Here is a 21,153-nt window from a genome sequence, read left to right on the forward strand (position 1 = left end):
AATGAAAAAATTCATTACACTTATGCTACTTTTAGTAGTAGGGCATTCTTTTGCTCAAATCAAAGTAGAAGGCGTCGTTAAGGATAGTATTGGAAATCCGTTGGAATTGGCCAACGTTATTGCCATCAATCAAGAAACCAAAGCTTTAGAATCTTTCGGAATTACCAATGATCAAGGCCGTTATAAGTTGGCACTTACTAAAAACACAACCTATACAATTCAGGTGAGTTATATTGGAATGAAAACTTTTGATGAAGTTTTGGCCATAAAAGAAGCTGATCTTACCAAAAACTTCACCTTGCAAGAGGATAACACATTAGATGAGATTCAACTTATCTATGAAATGCCCGTCACCATAAAAGGAGATACCCTGACGTATAATGCCGATTCCTTTAACAAAGGGACTGAGCGTAAGTTGGGGGATGTTTTGAAAAACCTTCCGGGTGTTGAGGTTAATGCCGATGGTCAAATTGAAATAGAAGGGAAAGTAGTAGGCAAAGTGATGGTGGACGGAAAAGATTTTTTTGATGGCGATTCCAAATTGGCTACAAAGAACATTCCTGCAAGTGCGGTGGACAAAGTGCAAGTGTTGAAAAACTATGCTGAGGTGGGCCAATTGAGTGGTGTCACCAACAATATGGATAATATTGCCATCAACATTAAGCTAAAGGAGGGTAAAACAAATTTCTGGTTTGGAGATATTACTGCAGGTGGTGGCGTTTCAGAAGATAATGCCCTGTATTTGGCACAACCAAAATTGTTTTATTATAGTCCAAAATACAGTGTGAACCTTATTGGCGATTTAAATAATATTGGTGAAGTTGCTTTTACACGTCGTGATTATTTCAATTTTTCCGGCGGATTTAGAGCACCAAGTAGTCAAAGTGGAACGTCCATCAATTTAGGAAGTAACAATTTGGGCTTTTTATCGCTTCAGAACAATAGGGCAAAAGATATCAATACGAAGTTTGGTGCCGCGAATTTTAGTTATTCACCTAATAAAAAATTGGATTTGAGCGGATTTGCGATTTTATCAAGCAGCAGGATAGAGCTTCAAGAAAACAACTCTGTACAATATACCAATTCCGATTTGGGAATTCCAGACGAGGATACACAAAGTAATACCAGACAGCGGAGCGATTTGGGAATGCTAAAACTCAGTTCAAAGTACAAGCCCAATGCCAGTAATCAATTGGATTATGAGGTTTTAGGTCGCTTGTCAAAAGAATCTCAAGATCAAAAATTCTTATCCTCTGTCATCGGGAATATCGATCAGTATGAGAACACGAAGCCGTTTAGCGTCAATCAAAATTTGAGCTATTATTACACGCTGGATGAAAAGAATATTTTCGCCTTTGAAGCACAGCATTTATTGCAGGATGAAGATCCGTTTTATAATGCCATCATCGAGGAAAAAGCCAATTATGAAACTACCGCAAATAATTTAGGCTTGGATCCAAACCAATTGGATTATAACGTGGCTCAGGAAAAACGTGTCAAGTCCAATCAATTGGATGCGAAATTGGATTATTGGAACATTCTGACCGCAAGGAGCAATATCAATTTCACATTAGGAACAATTTTGAGTAAACAGAATTTCGATTCTGAAATCTTTCAATATTTGGATGATGATTCTGTTTTTGATCCAACGCCAACATTTAACGACGGTTTGGATACCAATAACACCGATTATAATTTTAGCGATATGTATGTTGGAGCGCACTACCAATTCAAAACTGGTATTTTCACAATTACTCCTGGACTTTCTGCGCATGCGTACAGTTCAAAAAACGTACAGTTTGGAGAAGAATACAAGAAGAATTTCTTCAAACTTCTACCCGATTTTGATATGCGCATCCAACTAAAAAAGAGTGAGAATATTTCTTTGACCTATAATATGAACACACAATTTACAGATGTGACCAATTTGGCAAAAGGGATTGTGCTCAATAATTACAACTCTATTTTCTCCGGAAATGAAGGCTTGGATAATGCACTTTCACATAATGTGAATCTTCGGTATTTCAGCTTTAATATGTTCAATTATACCAATGTTTTTGGAAGTATAAATTATAGCAAACGAATAGATCAAATTAGAAACTTGACCAATTTTGAAAGTGTGATCCGTACCAATTCGCCATTTAACTCGAGTTTTGCTGATGAGACCATTAGTGCAAACGGACGCTTTCAAAGACGTTTCGGAAAGTTGCAAGCTTCTGTAAACGGAAATTTCAACTATTCAAAATTCAATCAATTTATCCAAAGTAACCGTTCCGTTAACGAAAACTACTCGCACTCTTATGGTGCAGAATTAAGAACAAATTTTAGGGAAGCACCTAATGTGCAGTTGAATTATCGTTATGGGATTCAGGACAACGATCAAGGCTCCACACGAAGTAAATTCTATACCAGTACGCCGTCTATTGAAGTGGATGCGTTGATTTTAAAAACCTTCACTTTCAAAACAGATTTTTCGTATAACAACTTTAGTAACGCCGATGGGACCATCAACGACTACGAATTTTGGAACGCCTCTTTATCTTACAGAAAAGATAAGGATGCCAAATTGGAATATGCTGTAAAGGCCACCAACTTGCTGAACACCAAATCGCAAAGTCAGAGTAATACCAGCAATATTTCAGTAAGTGCTACGGAGTATTTTATCCAACCGCTTTATGTAACCTTTAGAGTTATTTACTCACTTTAGAGTGATTATAAAAGGACGGTTTAAAAGTGAAATTTACAAAGAAGTTGTCCTTTTAAGATTTAGAATCTTAATTATTAGTCGTATTTTCATAAACTTAAATTTATATTTTAAAACAAACTAAACATGAAGAAAATTTTATTAGGAGCATTCCTATCGTGCTCAATGCTAATAGCCACTGCACAAGAGAAAAATGCAGTCATTGAAAACATCATTAAGGAAGCCAATGAGAATTCCCAACTGGAAATTTTGGGGCACCATTTAATGGATGTCATTGGACCACGATTGGTGGGTACTCCACAAATGAAACAAGCACATGATTGGGCGGTGGATACTTATGCAAAATGGGGGATTCCAGCAGAAAATCAGCAGTATGGTGAATGGAAGGCGTGGGAGCGCGGCATAACCCATATTGACATGATTTCGCCACGTGTTCAATCTTTAGCAGGCACGCAATTATCTTGGAGCGCAAGTACAGGTCCAAAAGGGGTGACTGCCGAAGTGATTAACCTTCCAACGGTGAAGGATTCTCTGGACTTTAAAAATTGGTTAAAGAATGTGAAAGGCAAGTTTGTCATGATTTCTGAATACCAAATTACTGGAAGACCAGACTATAACTGGGAAGAATTTGCCACGCCAGAATCATTTGAAAAAATGAAAAAAGATCGTGATTCTTTAACAAAAGAGTTTTATGCCAATATGCGACGTACTGGATACACCGCGCGTAACATTCATGAGGCATTGGAAAGTGCCGGTGCCGCAGGTATTGTCTCTTCATATTGGTCAAAAGGTTTTGGTGCCAATAAAATATTTGCTTCCAGAACAAAAAAAATTCCAACCGTTGATATTCAATTGGAAGATTATGGCATGCTGTATCGTTTAGTTGAATCTGGAAATAAACCAAAACTAAAAATTGTTGCAGAGTCTAAAGATTTAGGTATTGCACCAACATTTAATACGGTTGCTCAAATAAAAGGTAGCGAAAAACCAGACGAATATGTGATCCTTTCAGCACATTTTGATTCTTGGGATGGTGGTACAGGAGCAACGGACAACGGAACTGGAACTTTGGTGATGATGGAAGCTATGCGTTTATTGAAGAAATTCTATCCTAACCCAAAGCGTACTATTTTGGTAGGCCATTGGGGCAGTGAAGAGCAAGGTCTTAACGGATCTCGTGCCTTTGTTGAAGACCATCCAGAAATGATGAAGAACATCCAGGCGGTATTCAATCAAGATAACGGTACCGGACGTGTTGTTAACTTATCGGGTGCAGGATATTTGCATGCTTATGATTATTTGACGCGTTGGTTGGCAGCGGCTCCTAAAGATATTACCAAACATATTAAAACTGATTTCCCTGGTTCTCCAGCTGGTGGAGGTTCTGATAACGCATCTTTTATTGCTGTTGGCGCGCCGTCGTTTAACTTGAGTGCCTTAAACTGGTCATACTGGAATTATACATGGCACACTAACCTTGATACCTATGATAAAATTGTTTTTGATGATGTGAGAAGCAATGCTATCTTGACCGCAATTTTAGCCTATATGGCAAGTGAGGATGATGTTAAAACCTCAAGCGAGAAAATTATATTACCGGTAAGTGAGCGTACAGGTAAGCAATTGGAATGGCCAACCCATCGTTCTCCAGAACGTAAAGGCGGCTTGGATTAATTCACCAATATTCATAAAATAAAAAAACCTTCAGCAGTAATGTTGAAGGTTTTTTATGTTTTATAAAGTTTTGATTATTGATTCTAAAAGCGAAGCGGTCTTATTTCTAATTTATTTCAAACGCCTTTTTCACCTTATCCACATAATCCAGTTTTTCCCAAGTAAACAGCTCCACATCAAGCGTTATTTTTTTACCGTTGAATTGTTCAAATGTTTTGGTAACCGTTTCATTAACCCGTCCCATATGGCCATAAGCTGCGGTTTCACTATACATTGGTTGACGAAGTTTTAAACGATCCTCAATGGCTGCCGGACGCATGTCAAAAATCTCAAAAATCTTATCTGCAATCTCGCCATCGGTCAAGTTAAACGGACAAGTGCCATATGTGTTCACATAAATGGAAGTAGGTTTTACGACGCCAATAGCATAACTCACCTGCACTAATATTTCGTCACAAATACCTGCAGCAACTAAATTCTTGGCAATATGACGTGTGGCATATGCAGCACTTCTATCCACCTTACTAGGGTCTTTTCCACTAAATGCACCACCGCCATGTGCGCCTTTACCACCATAAGTGTCCACAATAATTTTTCGGCCTGTAAGTCCGGTATCGCCATGGGGTCCACCAATCACAAACTTACCTGTAGGATTGATATGATAGGTAATGTCATCATTAAACAACACCTGAATTTGTTCAGGAAGTCCAGCAATAACTCTCGGAATTAAGATGTTGATAATATCTGTTCTGATTTTCTCCAACATTTCAGTTTCGGCAGCGTCAATATCGGCTTGCGAATCTGATTTTGGTTTTACAAAATCGTCATGCTGGGTAGAAACCACAATAGCATCAATACGTTGAGGAACGTTGTCATCGCTATATTCAATAGTAACTTGACTTTTTGAATCCGGTCTTAAATAAGTGATGTCTTTGTTTTCTCTGCGCAATGCTGCCAATTCAATCATCAGTCGGTGTGAAAGATCGAGCGCCAATGGCATAAAGTTTTCTGTTTCGCTGGTGGCATAACCAAACATCATCCCTTGATCTCCTGCACCTTGCTCTTCTTTGGTTGCTCTATCAACACCTCTATTGATGTCTTCAGATTGTTCATGAATTGCAGAAAATACACCACAAGAATTGCCGTCAAACATATAAGCACTTTTAGTGTACCCAATTTTATTGATGGTATCTCGAGCAATTTTTTGAACGTCCAAATAGGTTTGTGACTTCACCTCGCCAGCAAGGACGACCTGTCCGGTGGTGACCAAGGTTTCACAAGCTACTTTGGAGTCCTTGTCAAATGCTAAAAAATTATCTATTAGAGCATCACTGATTTGATCTGCTACTTTATCTGGATGTCCTTCAGAAACGCTCTCTGAAGTAAATAAATACGCCATAACCTTTTGTTTATTATAGGATTACGGAAGATTTGACGTGTTGCGTCGAAGGTAGTTTGCACTGCCTTTAGCATTTTTATCCTGCAATTCTTGCGGGACTCATCCTCGGAACTTCCGATTCAGAAGAGGTTGCAATCAGTCAAATCTGTCCTCTCAATTATTAAGTGACAAAAGTAAAAAAATTAAACGGATGGCAAATCGTTTTAATTTTTTTTCATCTAAAATTAACGTTTAAAAATCTTTTGAATTTATTTAGACGTACTAACCATCAATGTTTATATGGGATCAGTGTCTGTTCTTTCAGCAAAACATTTAGGTTATATAAAAGAAAATCCACTAATTATTTGGAATTGTAACATTTGTGTTGCAATATTTGTGTTCACAAAGTTCAAATAACTTATTGAAGTGTTATCAAGAAAGGCAGAGGGATTAGACCCGGTGAAGCCTTAGCAACCCTTTAGAAATGGAGAAGGTGCTAAATTCTACTTAATTGCTGATTCATTTATCAGGTAATTGGATAGATAACTAAACATAATTACTCATCTGTAATTATAATTTTCTTTTTAACATTTTTCTATTAGGTTCGTCAGTGATGACGCAATTGGCTTTTGTTTTAATTCATTTATTAACTCAAAAAAATTAGAAAAATGAGTACACAAAAATTTGCAACCCAAGCGTTGCACGCAGGACACGACGTTCAATCCAATGGAGGTACCAGAGCCGTACCAATTTACCAATCTACAGCTTTTGTTTTTAAAGATTCTGATCATGCTGCAAACCTATTTGCACTGGCAGAACCTGGAAACATTTACACACGGATCAACAATCCAACCAATGACATTTTAGAACAGCGTTTAGCAGCACTTGATGGCGGAATCGCAGCAGTGGTTACGGCATCAGGCATGGCAGCTATCGCCACATCGTTGCTTACGCTTTTAAGAGCGGGAGACCATATTGTGGCCTCAAGCAGTTTGTACGGTGGGACTTATAATTTGTTGAATGTGACTTTGCCAAGACATGGCATCACCACCACGTTTGTAGATCCATCAGATGCTGAAAACTTTACCAAGGCTACAAAAGAGAATACACGAGTTTTCTTTATTGAATCTTTAGGAAACCCGAAATTGGATGTTTTAGATATCAAAGCCATTTCGCAGCAGGCAAAAGCGAACAAAGTTCCTCTTATTGTAGATAACACTGTAGCAACTTCATATTTGGTAAAACCTATTGAACATGGGGCGGATATTGTGATCCATTCCTTGACAAAATATGTTAACGGTAATGGAACAGCAATTGGTGGCGCCATTGTTGATGCAGGAAATTTTGACTGGGCCAACGGGAAATTTCCTGAGTTTACCGAGCCATCTCCTGGATATCATGGTTTAGTTTATACCGATGTTCTAAAAAACGCATCGTTCATAGCAAAAGTGCGTATTGAAGGACTTCGCGATTATGGCTCGTCTTTAAGTCCGTTTAATGCCTTTCAAATCATTCAAGGTTTGGAAACATTGGAATTAAGAATCAAACAACACAGTAAAAATGCCTTGGAATTGGCTAAATGGTTGCAAGAACAAAAAGAAGTCACTTGGGTTAATTATCCAGGTTTGGACAGCAGTCCTTATAAAAAATTAGCCGATCAATACCTGCCTGAAGGAAAGAGTGGTTTGGTTACTTTTGGGGTTGTTGGAGGTTATGAGTCGGCAAAAACAATTGCAGATAAAACCAAATTGTTTTCGTTGTTAGCGAATATTGGCGACACTAAATCGCTGATCATCCACCCTGCAAGCACCACGCATCAGCAATTATCTGATGAAGCTCAAGAAACTACTGGAACAACCAAGGATTTAATCCGTTTATCCGTTGGTTTGGAGCATATCGATGATTTGAAAGCCGATTTAAAACAGGCGTTTAAAATTGTAAGCGAGACCATTCTACAAAATTCATCTAACTAATACAGACTATAATCATGAGCGATTTAATATTTAGTGTGCAGGGCGAAAGTGCTTCTGCAGCAAAGTTTATTGCCAAAACGAGGCAGTTTAAGTTAGTAGTTGACGAGCCTGAAGGTTTGGGCGGAACGGATGAAAATGCCAATCCTGTGGAATATATTTTAGCTGGTTTAGCCGGATGTTTAAACGTGGTTGGGCATTTAGTGGCTAAAGAATTGGGATTTACAATTACCAAGTTAAACATCGAGGTGACTGGGAATATCAACGCCAACAAATTGTTTGGACTTCCTGGTGATGAAAGAGCAGGTTTTAAGAAAATAGATTTAAAACTGGTACCCGAAACTGATGCTTCTATTGAAACATTAGCGGAATGGCTAAGACTAGTTCAAGAACGATGTCCAGTAAAAGATAATTTAACCAACATCACTCCTGTACATGTGAGTGTGGAAAAACAATATGAAATTCAATAAATGTCACAATTAAAATTCATTCAAATTCAGGGTTTTGATTTAGAAAGCGGTAAGGCAATTTCTTTAAAATTGTCTTACCAACTTTTTGGTCAAGCTTTAGGGAGCGCACCAATTGTACTGGTTAATCACGCATTAACTGGCAATAGTAATGTTGCTGGAGAAGGTGGTTGGTGGTTAGATTTGATTGGAGCTGATAAAGTAATCGACACCAATGTCTATACTATTTTGTCTTTCAATATTCCAGGAAATGGCTATGATGGTTTTGTAATCGAAAATTACAAAGATTTTGTGGCAAGAGATATTGCCAGATTGTTTTTAGAAGGATTGAAAGCATTAAAGATCACCAAGCTTTTTGCCTTGATTGGTGGTTCCTTAGGAGGTGGAATTGCTTGGGAAATGGCGTTTTTAGCTCCAGAATTGGCAGAGCATTTAATTCCGGTGGCAACCGATTGGAAGTCCACCGATTGGCTCATCGCAAACTGTCAGATCCAAGAACAATTTTTGGTCAATTCCAGTAATCCTGTGCATGATGCCAGAATGCACGCCATGTTGTGCTACCGAACACCTAAATCTTTTAAAGAGCGTTTCCAACGCAGTAAAAACGACGACTTGGAAATCTTTAATGTCGAGAGTTGGCTATTGCACCATGGCAATAAATTACAGGAAAGATTCCAACTATCCGCTTATAAATTGATGAATCAGTTGTTGAAAACAATTGACGTGACCAAAAACAATGGTGATAATGCCGATATTCTAAATGCCATCAATTCGAACATTACCATTGTTGGTGTAGATTCCGATTTGTTTTTCACGGCTGAAGAAAATCGTGAAACTCAAAAACAATTGGCATTGATCCATCCAAATGTGACCTACAGTGAAATCAATTCAGACCATGGCCACGATGCCTTTTTAATAGAATTTGAACAATTGGAAAAAATCATAGAACCCATTTTTAGACCCCATACAGCACATAAGAAAATGAAAATATTAAAATTTGGTGGGAAATCATTGGCTAATGGTGAAGGTCTAGAACGCACCATTGCTATCATTAAGAAAAAAGTAGAAGACCATGAGAAAATCGCGGTGGTTGTTTCCGCAAGAGGCAAGGCAACCGATGAATTAGAAAACATGTTGACCAAAGCATCGAGACGGGAAGAATATTATGCAGATTTTGAGGCCTTCAAAACCTATCAATCAGAACCTTCGGCAAATGTCAATTTCACTGAAGAGTTTTCCGCATTGGAAAACATATTTCAAGGCGTCAAGCTTTTAGGTGATTATAGCGATAAAATAAAAGCAGAGGTTTTGGCTTCTGGGGAAATCATTTCAGCCAAATTGATTACCGCTTTGTTGAAAGAAGAAGGCGTCAATGCAAATGCTACAAATGCAACACAACTCATTAAAACAGATGGCGATTTCCTTAATGCGCAACCCCTTCAAAAACTATCTCGTGAAAATGTTTTAGCGCATTTTAAACAGTTTAATAGCTCAACCGTTAATGTAGTGACGGGGTTTATTGGCTCCAACTCCAAAAACGAAACCACCTTATTGGGTCGAAACGGTAGTAACTATTCTGCGTCCTTGTTAGCTAATTATTTAGATGCCGAAGAGCTTCAAAATTATACCCACGTCAACGGAATTTATACGGCAAATCCTGAGTTGGTTGAAGATGCCCAAAAAATACGAGAACTGTCCTTTGCAGAAGCTAATGAACTCGCCAATTTTGGTACTACGGTTTTGCACGCCAAAACTATTATTCCATTATTGGAAAAAAACATTAAACTCCGGATTTTAAACACGTTTAATCCAGATGATGAAGGCACGTTAATTTCAGCAAGAGCAAATTCTAAGGAAGTTACTTCTTTATCGGTATTGGACAATGTGGCCTTGATCAACTTTGAAGGCCGCGGATTGTTAGGAAAAGTTGGAGTTGATGCCCGAATTTTTAAAGCTTTGAGCCAATATAATATCAGTGTGAGTATCATTTCGCAAGGGTCTTCAGAGCGTGGCATTGGCTTAGTGATTGACGCCGAAAAGGCGACACAAGCGGTTATCGCATTGGAGCGGGAGTTCGAAAATGATTTTTATTCACAAGATGTGAGTAAAATTTCAGTGATTGATGATGTTTCGGTGATTTCAATTATCGGCATTGAATTGGGCTCGTTTCATAAACCCTTTAATGCCTTAATTAAAAACCAGATTACACCTTTGCTTTTCAATAACACGGTTACGGGCAAGAACGTGAGTTTGGTGGTCAGAAAAAATCAACTGCATAAAGCGGTTAATGTGATTCATGGTGAAGTTTTTGGAATTTCGAAAAAAATCAATATAGCTATTTTTGGACACGGTGGCGTGGGTGGCGCCTTGATCGATCAAATTCTAAAATCAAAGAACGATATTGAAAAACGACGAGGGATCAGTTTGAATATTTTTGCCATTGCCAATTCCAAACACGTCTTGCTCAATAAGAAAGGAGCCACTGATAATTGGAGAGATGATTTGCAAAACATCTCAAAAAGATATGGTGTTCAAGACATTATCGACTTCGCGAAAACCCATCACTTGGAGAATTTAATTGCTGTGGATAATACGGCAAGCTCTGAGTTTTATAAAAATTATATCCCATTGGTAGAGGCAGGATTTGATCTGGTGTCTTCCAATAAAATAGCAAACACTATTTCTCATGAGTTCTATACAAAACTCAGAGATAATTTAGAGAACAATAAAAAGAATTATTTGTACGAAACCACAGTTGGTGCTGGTTTACCCTTGATTGATACCATTAAATTGTTGCATGAATCTGGTGAAAATATCACAAGAATTAGAGGGGTGTTCTCAGGAACTTTGAGTTATTTGTTCAATAATTTCTCCGTTCAGGATCGACCTTTTAGTGAAATTATTCAGGAAACCATTGATAAAGGTTTTACGGAACCAGATCCTCGTGAGGATTTTTCAGGAAATGATGTGGCAAGAAAACTGTTGATTTTGGCGAGAGAGCTCGATTTGCACAATGAGTTTAATGATATTTCTGTTGAGAACTTAATTCCAGAAGCTTATAGAGAGATTCCAACCTCTGAATTTTTAAAACAATTGGAAGTTTTAGACGACAAATTCCAAGCCATAAAAGACCAACAAAAAGAAGGTCATGTGCTGCGTTATGTAGGCGATTTGTCGGGTGATCTATCCAAAGACAAAGGGAATTTGGATGTCAAATTGGTCTCCATTCCATTGGATAGTACTTTAGGCCATATCAAAGGTTCTGATGCCATTTTTGAAATTTTCACAGAATCTTACGGCGAGCAGCCCATTGTCATTCAAGGTGCGGGAGCAGGAGCAGAGGTAACGGCAAGAGGTGTTTTTGGCGATATTTTACGATTATCTAAACATATTAATTAGAAACAAACTATTCCCAGACCTCACAGGTTTTCAAAACCTGACAGGTCTTTAATTCCGCTCGTTACGCAAAACATTCGTGAATTCGTGGCTAAATAAACATAATATGAGCAAAAACAAATTTGAAACCGACGCTATCAGAACCCAAATGGAACGTTCAGAATTTTTGGAACATTCCACCCCATTGCATTTAACGTCGAGCTTCATTTTTGAAGATGCTGAAGATATGCGAGCATCCTTTGCTGAGGAAAAACAACGCAATATTTACAGCCGATTCACCAATCCGAACACGTCGGAATTTATAGATAAAATGTGCAAACTGGAAGGTGCCGAAAGTGGATATGCCTTTGCCACAGGAATGGCAGCGGTTTTTTCAACCTTTGCGGCGTTATTAAACGCAGGAGATCATATTGTCTCAGCGCGGAGCATCTTTGGTTCGACACATACCTTATTCACCAAGTTTCTTCCGAAGTGGAACATAGAAACCAGTTACTTCAAAATTGATGAGGTGGAAAAGATTGAAAGTCTAATTCAGCCCAACACCAAGATCTTGTATTTGGAAAGTCCCACGAATCCGGCAGTAGATATCCTGGATTTGGAATTGTTGGGACATATTGCCAAAAAGCACAATTTGATCTATATAATTGATAATTGTTTTGCAACACCCTATTTGCAAAATCCCATAAAATTTGGTGCAGATCTGGTGATCCATTCCGCTACAAAATTGATTGATGGCCAAGGTCGTGTGCTTGGTGGGGTGACCGTAGGAAGAGCCGATTTAATTCGGGAAATCTATTTGTTTTCAAGAAATACCGGGCCGGCATTGTCGCCATTTAATGCTTGGATTCTTTCAAAGAGTCTGGAAACGCTGGGTGTTAGAGTAGATAGGCATTGTGAAAATGCACTAAAGGTTGCAGAATTTTTAGAAGCGCATGACAAAGTTGCTTTGGTGAAATATCCGTTTTTGAAATCCCATCCACAGTATGAATTGGCTAAAAAACAAATGAAACATGGCGGAAACGTCGTTGCTTTTGAGGTAAAGGGAGGGATAGAAGCTGGCAAACACTTTTTGAACCAGTTAAAAATGCTATCGTTATCCGCTAATTTAGGTGATACACGATCCATTGCAACGCATCCTGCAAGTACGACCCATAGTAAATTGAATGAAATAGAACGCTTGGGAGTTGGCATTGCGGATGGTTTAGTACGTATTTCAGTGGGTTTGGAACATGTTGATGATATTATTGCGGATTTAAAACAAGCTTTAGAAATTGTGTGACTTTATTATTCCGAAACTGAATTCGGGATATTTCAATTAAAAATAAAAAGCCCGCCAAGAATTGTTTAATTTTGATATTGCACGAAAATATAATGCGTAATATTGAATTTATGAGGAAAATTTCGAATCACTTAAATCAGTTTCAGGATTATAATATTTGTTTAAAGGACCCTGTGGAAACGTTCACAAAGGCTTTGTTTTATATGCTTTTTGATGAAGAATATCGAACTCATAACTGTCAATTTGTAAAAGACACTTTTCTTAAGATTACGACAAAATTGAAATTGGAAGATGGTGAAGAAACATGGGTGCAATTTGTAAATCAATTAGCATCTATCCGTGAGAAACTTGATTTGGATGCTCATGCCATAGAACAAAATGATCCTGCGGCCAAGAGTTTAACTGAAGTGTATTTGGCCTATCCGGGTTTTCATGCCATTGCTATTTATAGATTAAGTCATGCCCTCTACAAACTAAACTATTTTGTTATTTCAAGAATGATGAGTGAGCACGTCCATGGTTTAACCGGCGTGGATATACATCCGGGAGCAACTATCGGGGATTCCTTTTTTATCGATCACGGTACAGGAATTGTTATCGGTGAAACGGCCATCATTAAAAATAACGTCAAAATCTACCAAGGTGTCACATTAGGAGGACTTCAAATAAAAAAGAGTCTATCGGAAACAAAACGCCATCCTACAATTGAAGATAATGTCACCATCTATGCCAACGCAACTGTTTTAGGAGGCGATATCGTCATTGGAGCAAACAGTACTATTGGAGCGAATGTCTGGATTACCCAATCGGTTCCCGAAAATTCGTTAGTGACTTATCAAACTGAAATAAAAATTAGCACACGTAAAAAATGATTAAAAGTCAATCGATAATCGATCACATTGGAAATACACCACTCGTTGAGGTAAAAAATATTATTTCAAAAGATGGCGTGCGACTATTTTTGAAATTGGAAGGCACAAATCCTGGTGGCAGTGTGAAGGATCGTGCCGCTTTTAATATGATTTCGGAAGCTTTAAGACGTGGCGATGTTAAAAAGGGAGATACTTTGGTGGAAGCCACAAGCGGAAACACAGGTATTGCCTTAGCCTTTATAGCACGGTTACTAGGAGTGGAAATGGTCTTGGTTATGCCTGAGAACTCTACCGAAGAGCGCATCAAAACCATGCGTGCATATGGCGCAGAATTAATTCTGACTCCAGCTGATGATGGGATTGAAGGTGCCCGGGATGTGGCTGAAAAACTCGAAAAAGATAAAGGCTATTTTATGTTGAACCAATTTGGCAATGACGATAATTGGAAAGCCCATTACAAAACCACCGGTCCTGAAATTTGGCGTGATACAGATGGTGAAGTGACCCATTTTGTTTCCGCTATGGGAACAACCGGAACTATTATGGGCGTTTCTACCTTTTTAAAAGAGCAGAATAAAAATATCACTATTGTTGGGGCGCAACCTAAAGATGGTGCTAAAATCCCTGGCATTCGCAAATGGCCAGAAGCTTATCTTCCCCGAATATTTGATCGTTCTAAAGTAGATGAGGTGATTGAGGTGAGCGAGGAAGATGCAAGAACAACAACTCAAAGATTGGCTAAAGAAGAAGGTATCTTTGCAGGAATGAGTAGCGGTGGTTCAGTTGCTGCTGCCTTAAAAATTGCCGAAAAATTGGATAAAGGAATCATCGTCGCCATCATTTGTGATATTGGCGATCGGTATTTATCTTCAGATTTATTTGAATAAAAAGTTGGTGGTCCTTTTTTTATAGTTTAAATTCGCTATTCGTTCATACTATTATTAATTTGTTATCACGAAAGGCAGAGGGATTAGACCCGATGAAGCCTTAGCAACCCTTAAGAATTCCTGCGAAGTCAGGAATCTCAATTTAAGAAGGTGCTAAATTCTACTTTATTCTGAATTTGTTTCAGGATTTAGACAGATAACCAAAGTGTTTTTTCTCCTCACTTTCCTGATGACATTCTTTATTTTTTTTAAACAATGTCAGACTTAAATCAAATTTTACAAGACCGTATTCTTATTCTCGATGGTGCCATGGGGACCATGTTGCAACGCTATAATTTCTCAGAAGAAGATTTTCGTGGCGAACGTTTCAAAGATTACCCAAGCTCACTTAAAGGCAATAATGACTTACTTTCATTAACGCAGCCACAGGCTATTGCTGATGTGCATCGTAAATATTTTGAGGCGGGAGCAGATATCGTAGAGACGAACACCTTTTCAGGCACTACGATCGCTATGGCCGATTATAATATGGAAGATTTGGTTTACGAACTGAATTTCGAATCTGCCAAAATAGCCAAAAGAGTTGCCGACGAGTTTACCAAAGCCAATCCTGACAAACCTCGATTTGTAGCAGGAAGCATTGGGCCTACCAATAAAACCACAAGTTTATCACCAGATGTCAATCGGCCAGAATTTCGTGCCATTACCTTTGATCAATTGCGTATTGCTTATAAACAGCAAGTGGAAGCTCTGATAGATGGTGGCGTAGATATCCTTTTGGTAGAAACGATATTTGACACCTTAAATGCAAAAGCCGCCTTATTCGCCATTGATGAGGTCAAGGAAGAACGAGCTCTCGATATTCCCATCATGGTTTCTGGCACCATAACAGATGCTTCAGGAAGAACACTTTCTGGACAGACAGTGGAAGCTTTTTTATTGTCCATTTCCCATATTCCTTTGCTCAGTGTCGGATTTAATTGCGCGCTTGGCGCCGATCAATTACAACCTTATTTACAGCGTTTATCCAACGAGACTGAATTTTATACCTCGGCACATCCCAATGCAGGGTTACCAAATGCTTTTGGAGAATATGAACAGACTGCTGAGCAAATGAACGCATTTATTGAAGAGTATCTTAAAGATGGTTTGGTCAATATAATAGGAGGCTGTTGTGGTTCCACACCAGAACATATTAAAAAAATAGCAGAAACCGCAAAAAAATATAAACCCCGCCAAATAGGAATAGAAGCCTGATTAAGAATAGCAGCATGATTCCTTCCCTTTTTTCAAGGGAAGGTGGATTCATCCCGAGAAAACGGGATGAAGACGGAAGGGTTAAAATGAATAGAATGAAAATGAGCAAAAAACGCAAATACTTAACACTTGCAGGACTCGAGCCATTAATCGTCACCCCAGAAAGCAATTTCATTAACGTAGGCGAACGCACAAATGTTACCGGTTCGCGCAAATTTCTGCGTCTGATAAAAGACGAAAACTACAGTGAAGCCTTAGATGTGGCACGAGATCAAGTTGAAGGAGGCGCACAAATTATAGACGTCAACATGGATGAAGGGATGTTGGACGGCGTTTATGCGATGACCAAGTTTTTAAACCTGATTGCGTCTGAACCTGATATTTCAAGATTGCCCATCATGATTGACAGTTCCAAATGGGAAATCATTGAGGCAGGCTTAAAGGTAGTGCAGGGAAAATCGGTCGTTAATTCCATCAGTTTAAAAGAAGGGGAAGAAACGTTTATTCATCAAGCCAAATTGGTAAAACGCTATGGCGCAGCAGTCATTGTCATGGCTTTTGATGAAGACGGCCAGGCAGATACTTTTGAGAGACGTATTCAAATTTGTAAACGTTCTTACGATATTTTAGTGGACAAGGTCAAATTTCCTCCTCAGGATATTATTTTTGATCCGAACATTTTTCCGGTTGCTACCGGAATGGACGAGCACCGACTAAATGCTTTGGACTTTTTCAATGCCACCAAATGGATTCGTGAGAATCTTCCGTATGCTAATGTTTCGGGTGGTGTGAGCAACGTTTCGTTTTCCTTCAGGGGGAATACAGTTGTTCGTGAAGCCATCAACTCCGCATTTTTGTATCATGCCATTCAGCATGGAATGAATATGGGAATCGTGAATCCGACCATGTTGGAGATTTATGACGAAATTCCGAAAGATCTCTTGGAGCGTGTGGAAGATGTGCTGTTTGACCGACGTGATGATGCTACGGAGCGTTTGTTGGATTTTTCTGAGACGGTTAAAGGCGATAAAAAGGAAGATGTTGCCAAAATTTTGGAATGGCGAAATGATCCACTACAAGATCGGATCACGCACGCGCTGGTAAAAGGTATTGAAACCTTTATCATTGAAGATGTAGAAATAGCACGTCAGGAAAGTTCAAAACCAATTGAAGTTATTGAAGGTCATTTAATGATTGGGATGAGCGTTGTGGGCGACTTGTTTGGCAGTGGAAAAATGTTCCTGCCGCAGGTGGTTAAATCAGCACGGGTGATGAAAAAAGCCGTCGCCTATCTACAGCCATTCATTGAAGCAGAGAAGGATGGAAAGCAGGAATTTGCGGGTCGGGTTTTGATGGCAACCGTAAAAGGCGATGTGCATGATATTGGTAAAAATATTGTCAGTGTTGTTTTGGGATGCAACAATTATGAAATCATCGATTTGGGGGTGATGGTGCCGCCGGAAAAGATTATCGAAATTGCCATTAGGGAAAATGTCGATATTATAGGATTAAGCGGACTTATTACGCCGTCTTTGGATGAAATGGTTTATGTGTCCAAAGAAATGGAAAAGAGAAACTTCACTATTCCGTTGCTGATTGGAGGTGCTACAACTTCTAGAGCGCATGCGGCCGTTAAGATTGCGCCAAATTACGCGCATACCACGGTACATGTCAATGATGCTTCAAGAGCGGTGACTGTTGTAGGTAGCTTACTCCAAAAAGATAATCGCGTATATAAGGAGCAGATTCGTGAAGAATATGAGAAATTCCGTGAGCAGTTTTTGAAACGTGGAAAGCAAAAGAATTTTGTCACGATAGAAGAAGCGCGGAAAAGAAAATATAAAATCGATTGGAATACTTCGGAAATTGTCAAACCTAACCAATTGGGCGTTCAGATTATTGAAGATTTTGAATTGACAAAATTGGAAGAATTTATCGATTGGAGTCCGTTTTTTAGAAGTTGGGATTTACATGGAAAATATCCTGAGATCTTAACCGATGAGGTTGTGGGAGAGCAAGCCACCGAGTTGTTTGCAGATGCGAAAGGATTACTGAAGAAAGTCTTCGACGGAAAACTTTTAACAGCAAAAGCCATTTTCGGTCTGTTTCCAGCCAACGCGATTAATGATGATGATGTTGAAATTTATGACCAAGCAGGAAAAACGAAAGTGACGTTCATAACCCTGCGTCAGCAATTGGATAAACGAGACGGCATTCCAAATATCGCTTTAGCCGATTTCATCGCGCCTAAAGATTCAGGAAAAGAAGATTATATGGGCTGTTTCTGTGTTTCGACTGGTTTTGGTACGGCAGAATTGGCGAAAAAATTTGAAGAGGATTTGGATGATTATAATGCGATTATGATCAAAGCGCTTGCGGATCGTCTTGCGGAAGCCTTCGCAGAATATTTGCATAAGGAAATCCGAATTAACCATTGGGCCTATGATACTGATGAGAATTTATCTAACGAGGAATTGATCAAGGAAAGTTATAAAGGCATTCGTCCGGCACCTGGATATCCTGCTTGCCCTGATCATTTGGAGAAAAAAACCATATGGAAATTGCTCCAGGTCAAGGAAAATATTGGTGTAGAAATTACCGATAGCCTGGCCATGTGGCCTGCAGCAAGTGTTTCGGGATATTACTTTGCAAATAAGGAAGCCAAATACTTTGGATTGGGTAAAATAACCGACGATCAACTGAAAGATTACGCCAAAAGACGAGGCGTTTCTAATGAAGAAGCTGAAAAATGGTTGAGTCCTAATTTAGCGGATTAGAAAAATGACTCAGTGTTTCTTTGTGAAATTATTATGACACAGAGACACGCGGAGTTGACGCAGAGGAACACAGAGGAAAAGTAAAAAATATTAATATGCTGCTGAAATACATTCTTGTATTCGTGGCAAAAAAAGATCCCCACTTTCGTGGGGAGTTTACATGAAAGTAACAGAACATATCGCACAAGCCAACGGCAACACACAGTTTTCGTTTGAAATCTTACCACCATTGAAAGGCCAGGATATCAAATCAATCTTTGATAATATTGATCCGTTAATGGAATTTAAACCGCCTTTTATTGATGTGACTTACCATCGAGAAGAATATATTTATAAAGAACAGGAAAACGGATTGCTTAAAAGACAAGTGGTGAAGAAACGTCCGGGAACGGTGGGCATTTGCGCGGCCATTCAGAATCGGTATAAGGTGGATGCCATTCCACATATTTTATGTGGAGGCTTCACCAAAGAGGACACGGAAAATTTCTTGATCGATCTTGACTTTTTAGGCATTCAGAACGTCATGGCTTTAAGAGGTGATGCGGTGAAAACTGAAACTTATTTCACGCCAGAAAAAGAAGGCCATGAATACGCTAATGGTTTGGTGCAACAGATTCATGCCCTCAATGATGGTGTTTATTTGGATGAGGATCTGCAAAACACTTCAAAAACCAATTTCTGCATTGGGGTTGCGGCATATCCTGAAAAACACATGGAATCCCCAAGTTTGGATAGTGATATTCATTTTTTAAAGAAGAAAATAAAAAGTGGTGCGGAATATGTCGTCACCCAAATGTTTTTTGACAATCAGAAATATTTTGAATTTGTTGAAAAATGTCGGAAAGAAGGGATTACCATTCCAATAATTCCAGGGTTAAAACCTATTGCCACCAAAAGACAATTGAACTTGTTGCCACATCGTTTTCATGTTGATTTACCTGAACCCTTGATTCTTGAGGTTATTAAATGCAAGGATAATTCTGAAGTGAAACAAGTGGGCATTGAGTGGTGCATCCAACAATCAAAGGAATTACAAAAAGCAGGTATTCCTGTACTGCATTACTATTCTATGGGTAAAAGTGACAATATTCAAACCATTGCATCGGAAGTTTTTTGAGTTAGAAATGTCGCTTGATAGCGATAAAATAAAAAGATAGATTCATGCGAGCCTCGCAGACATAAAATTTCTTTTAAATTTGCCTTATAACTCAAATGAATGAAGTATTTAATAGTAGGTGTGTTGTGTTTAACGAGTTCATTTTTGTTCGCTCAAGAGGATCCAGATGTATTCACCTTAGATGCCAATTATTTCTACGGAACCATCTTGGAGCATAATCCTGATATTGCGCATCTCATCACCGATCATCCCACAGGTCTGATGTTAAGTTATAACAAAAAAACCTACGGATTCAAGCCTTGGGAAAGTCGCTATAATTATCCCGATTGGGGTTTTTCTTTCATCTATCAGGATATGAAAAACCAATATTTAGGTAAAAATTACGGTGTGTATGCCCATTACAATTTCTATTTTTTAAAACGGAATCTGAATTTCAGAATTGGACAAGGTATCGCTTATACCACCAATCCATATAACAAGGAAACCAATTATACCAACGGTGCTTATGGTTCCGATTTCCTGAGTGCTACGTATCTCATGCTCAATTATAAAAAAGAGAATGTTTACAAAGGTTTGGGGTTTCAGGCAGGGATTTCGATAATGCATTATTCCAATGCCAATGTCAGGGCGCCAAATAATTCTACAAATACGTTTGTTTTCAATGTGGGTGCCAATTATTTATTGGATTATGACCATGAACCCGAATTTCAGCCGTCAACCGAGGATAAAAAGTTTACCGAAAAGATCAAATATAATTTTGCCTTTAGAGCAGGTATCAACGAGAGCGATATCATCGGTACAGGACAATTTCCATTTTATAATGTATCGTTTTATGCTGATAAACGCATCAACAGGAAAAGTGCATTTCAGGTAGGAACCGATCTGTTTTTTGCCCAATTTCTGAAGGAATTGATCTATTTCTACTCGGTAGCCTATCCAGAACGTCAAGTGGATCCTGACACCGATTACAAACGTGTAGGGGTTTTTGTCGGACATGAATTGTTTATTAATAAATTATCGGTGATAGCACAATTGGGCTATTATGTCTATTATCCTTATGATTTTGAAGGACGTGTGTATAACCGAATTGGTTTAAAACGGTATTTTGGAGATCAGTTTTTTGGAGCGATCACTTTAAAAGCGCATGGCGCAAAGGCAGAAGGCGTTGAGTTTGGAGTGGGAGTGCGATTGTAGGAAGGGCGAAGCGGGAAGCGCTGATTAACGATTGTTGATTGATGATTTGTCGAATGTCCATGCCTAAATAGCATTGACCACTTTTAGTTAGTGATTAATATAAAATTACTGATTCTTTCTTTCTTAAACATCTTATTTTATTTTCAAAAGCTACTGGATTCATTTTGTTTAATGAACTATG

General features: G+C 38.7%; 13 protein-coding genes and 2 riboswitches. Of the genes, 12 read left to right on the forward strand and 1 reads right to left on the reverse strand.

What is annotated here, in order from left to right; all coding sequences use genetic code 11:
* Position 1: 1 nt before the first annotated feature.
* Entirely contained in the window at positions 2–2,707 is a 2,706-nt protein-coding gene (locus ESZ48_RS04075; RefSeq protein ID WP_129016009.1) for a TonB-dependent receptor, read from the forward strand.
* A 123-nt stretch (positions 2,708–2,830) separates the two neighbouring features.
* On the forward strand, positions 2,831–4,378 hold the full coding sequence (locus ESZ48_RS04080; RefSeq protein ID WP_223266349.1) for a M20/M25/M40 family metallo-hydrolase: 1,548 nt from the start codon (positions 2,831–2,833) through the stop codon (positions 4,376–4,378).
* Between the two features lie 106 nt (positions 4,379–4,484).
* Here ESZ48_RS04080 and metK read toward each other — a convergent pair whose 3' ends face one another.
* Positions 4,485–5,777, reverse strand: a complete 1,293-nt coding sequence (metK, locus tag ESZ48_RS04085) for a methionine adenosyltransferase (RefSeq protein ID WP_129016010.1) — start codon at positions 5,775–5,777, stop codon at positions 4,485–4,487.
* A gap of 405 nt (positions 5,778–6,182) precedes the next feature.
* Positions 6,183–6,305, forward strand: a riboswitch (SAM riboswitch).
* A gap of 119 nt (positions 6,306–6,424) precedes the next feature.
* Between metK and ESZ48_RS04090 the strand changes: the two genes are divergently transcribed.
* The 10 genes from ESZ48_RS04090 (at position 6,425) to ESZ48_RS04135 (ending at position 20,972) form a co-directional block, all read left to right on the forward strand.
* Positions 6,425–7,729: an O-acetylhomoserine aminocarboxypropyltransferase/cysteine synthase family protein gene (locus ESZ48_RS04090; protein ID WP_129016011.1), complete on the forward strand. Its 1,305-nt coding sequence runs from the start codon at positions 6,425–6,427 to the stop codon at positions 7,727–7,729.
* Positions 7,730–7,743: 14 nt separating this feature from the next.
* Positions 7,744–8,196, forward strand: a complete 453-nt coding sequence (locus tag ESZ48_RS04095) for an OsmC family protein (RefSeq protein WP_129016012.1) — start codon at positions 7,744–7,746, stop codon at positions 8,194–8,196.
* Positions 8,197–11,592 carry a bifunctional aspartate kinase/homoserine dehydrogenase I gene (gene thrA, locus ESZ48_RS04100; RefSeq protein WP_129016013.1) on the forward strand — a complete coding sequence of 1,132 codons (3,396 nt, stop codon included), beginning with the start codon at positions 8,197–8,199 and terminating at the stop codon, positions 11,590–11,592.
* A 103-nt stretch (positions 11,593–11,695) separates the two neighbouring features.
* A complete protein-coding gene (locus tag ESZ48_RS04105) occupies positions 11,696–12,868 on the forward strand; it encodes a trans-sulfuration enzyme family protein (protein ID WP_129016014.1) in 1,173 nt (390 codons plus the stop codon).
* A 110-nt stretch (positions 12,869–12,978) separates the two neighbouring features.
* Complete coding sequence (epsC, locus tag ESZ48_RS04110; RefSeq protein WP_223266350.1) at positions 12,979–13,740, forward strand: serine O-acetyltransferase EpsC; 762 nt, start codon at positions 12,979–12,981, stop codon at positions 13,738–13,740.
* Positions 13,737–14,627, forward strand: coding sequence for a cysteine synthase CysM (gene cysM / locus ESZ48_RS04115; RefSeq protein ID WP_129016016.1), 891 nt, complete (start codon positions 13,737–13,739; stop codon positions 14,625–14,627). The genes epsC and cysM overlap by 4 nt, the downstream gene beginning before the upstream one ends.
* 59 nt (positions 14,628–14,686) lie before the next feature.
* Positions 14,687–14,830: riboswitch (SAM riboswitch) on the forward strand.
* A gap of 52 nt (positions 14,831–14,882) precedes the next feature.
* Positions 14,883–15,884 (forward strand): homocysteine S-methyltransferase family protein, encoded by a 1,002-nt coding sequence (locus ESZ48_RS04120; RefSeq protein ID WP_129016017.1) that lies wholly within the window; start codon positions 14,883–14,885, stop codon positions 15,882–15,884.
* Between the two features lie 101 nt (positions 15,885–15,985).
* Positions 15,986–18,661: a methionine synthase gene (gene metH / locus ESZ48_RS04125; RefSeq protein ID WP_394345719.1), complete on the forward strand. Its 2,676-nt coding sequence runs from the start codon at positions 15,986–15,988 to the stop codon at positions 18,659–18,661.
* 160 nt (positions 18,662–18,821) lie between these two features.
* Positions 18,822–19,778, forward strand: coding sequence for a methylenetetrahydrofolate reductase [NAD(P)H] (gene metF, locus ESZ48_RS04130; protein WP_129016018.1), 957 nt, complete (start codon positions 18,822–18,824; stop codon positions 19,776–19,778).
* A gap of 99 nt (positions 19,779–19,877) precedes the next feature.
* Positions 19,878–20,972, forward strand: a complete 1,095-nt coding sequence (locus ESZ48_RS04135; protein ID WP_129016019.1) for an acyloxyacyl hydrolase — start codon at positions 19,878–19,880, stop codon at positions 20,970–20,972.
* The last annotated feature ends 181 nt before the right edge of the window (positions 20,973–21,153 follow it).

It is taken from the genome of Gelidibacter gilvus (assembly GCF_004115975.1).
GTDB classification, from domain to species: Bacteria; Bacteroidota; Bacteroidia; order Flavobacteriales; family Flavobacteriaceae; genus Gelidibacter; species Gelidibacter gilvus.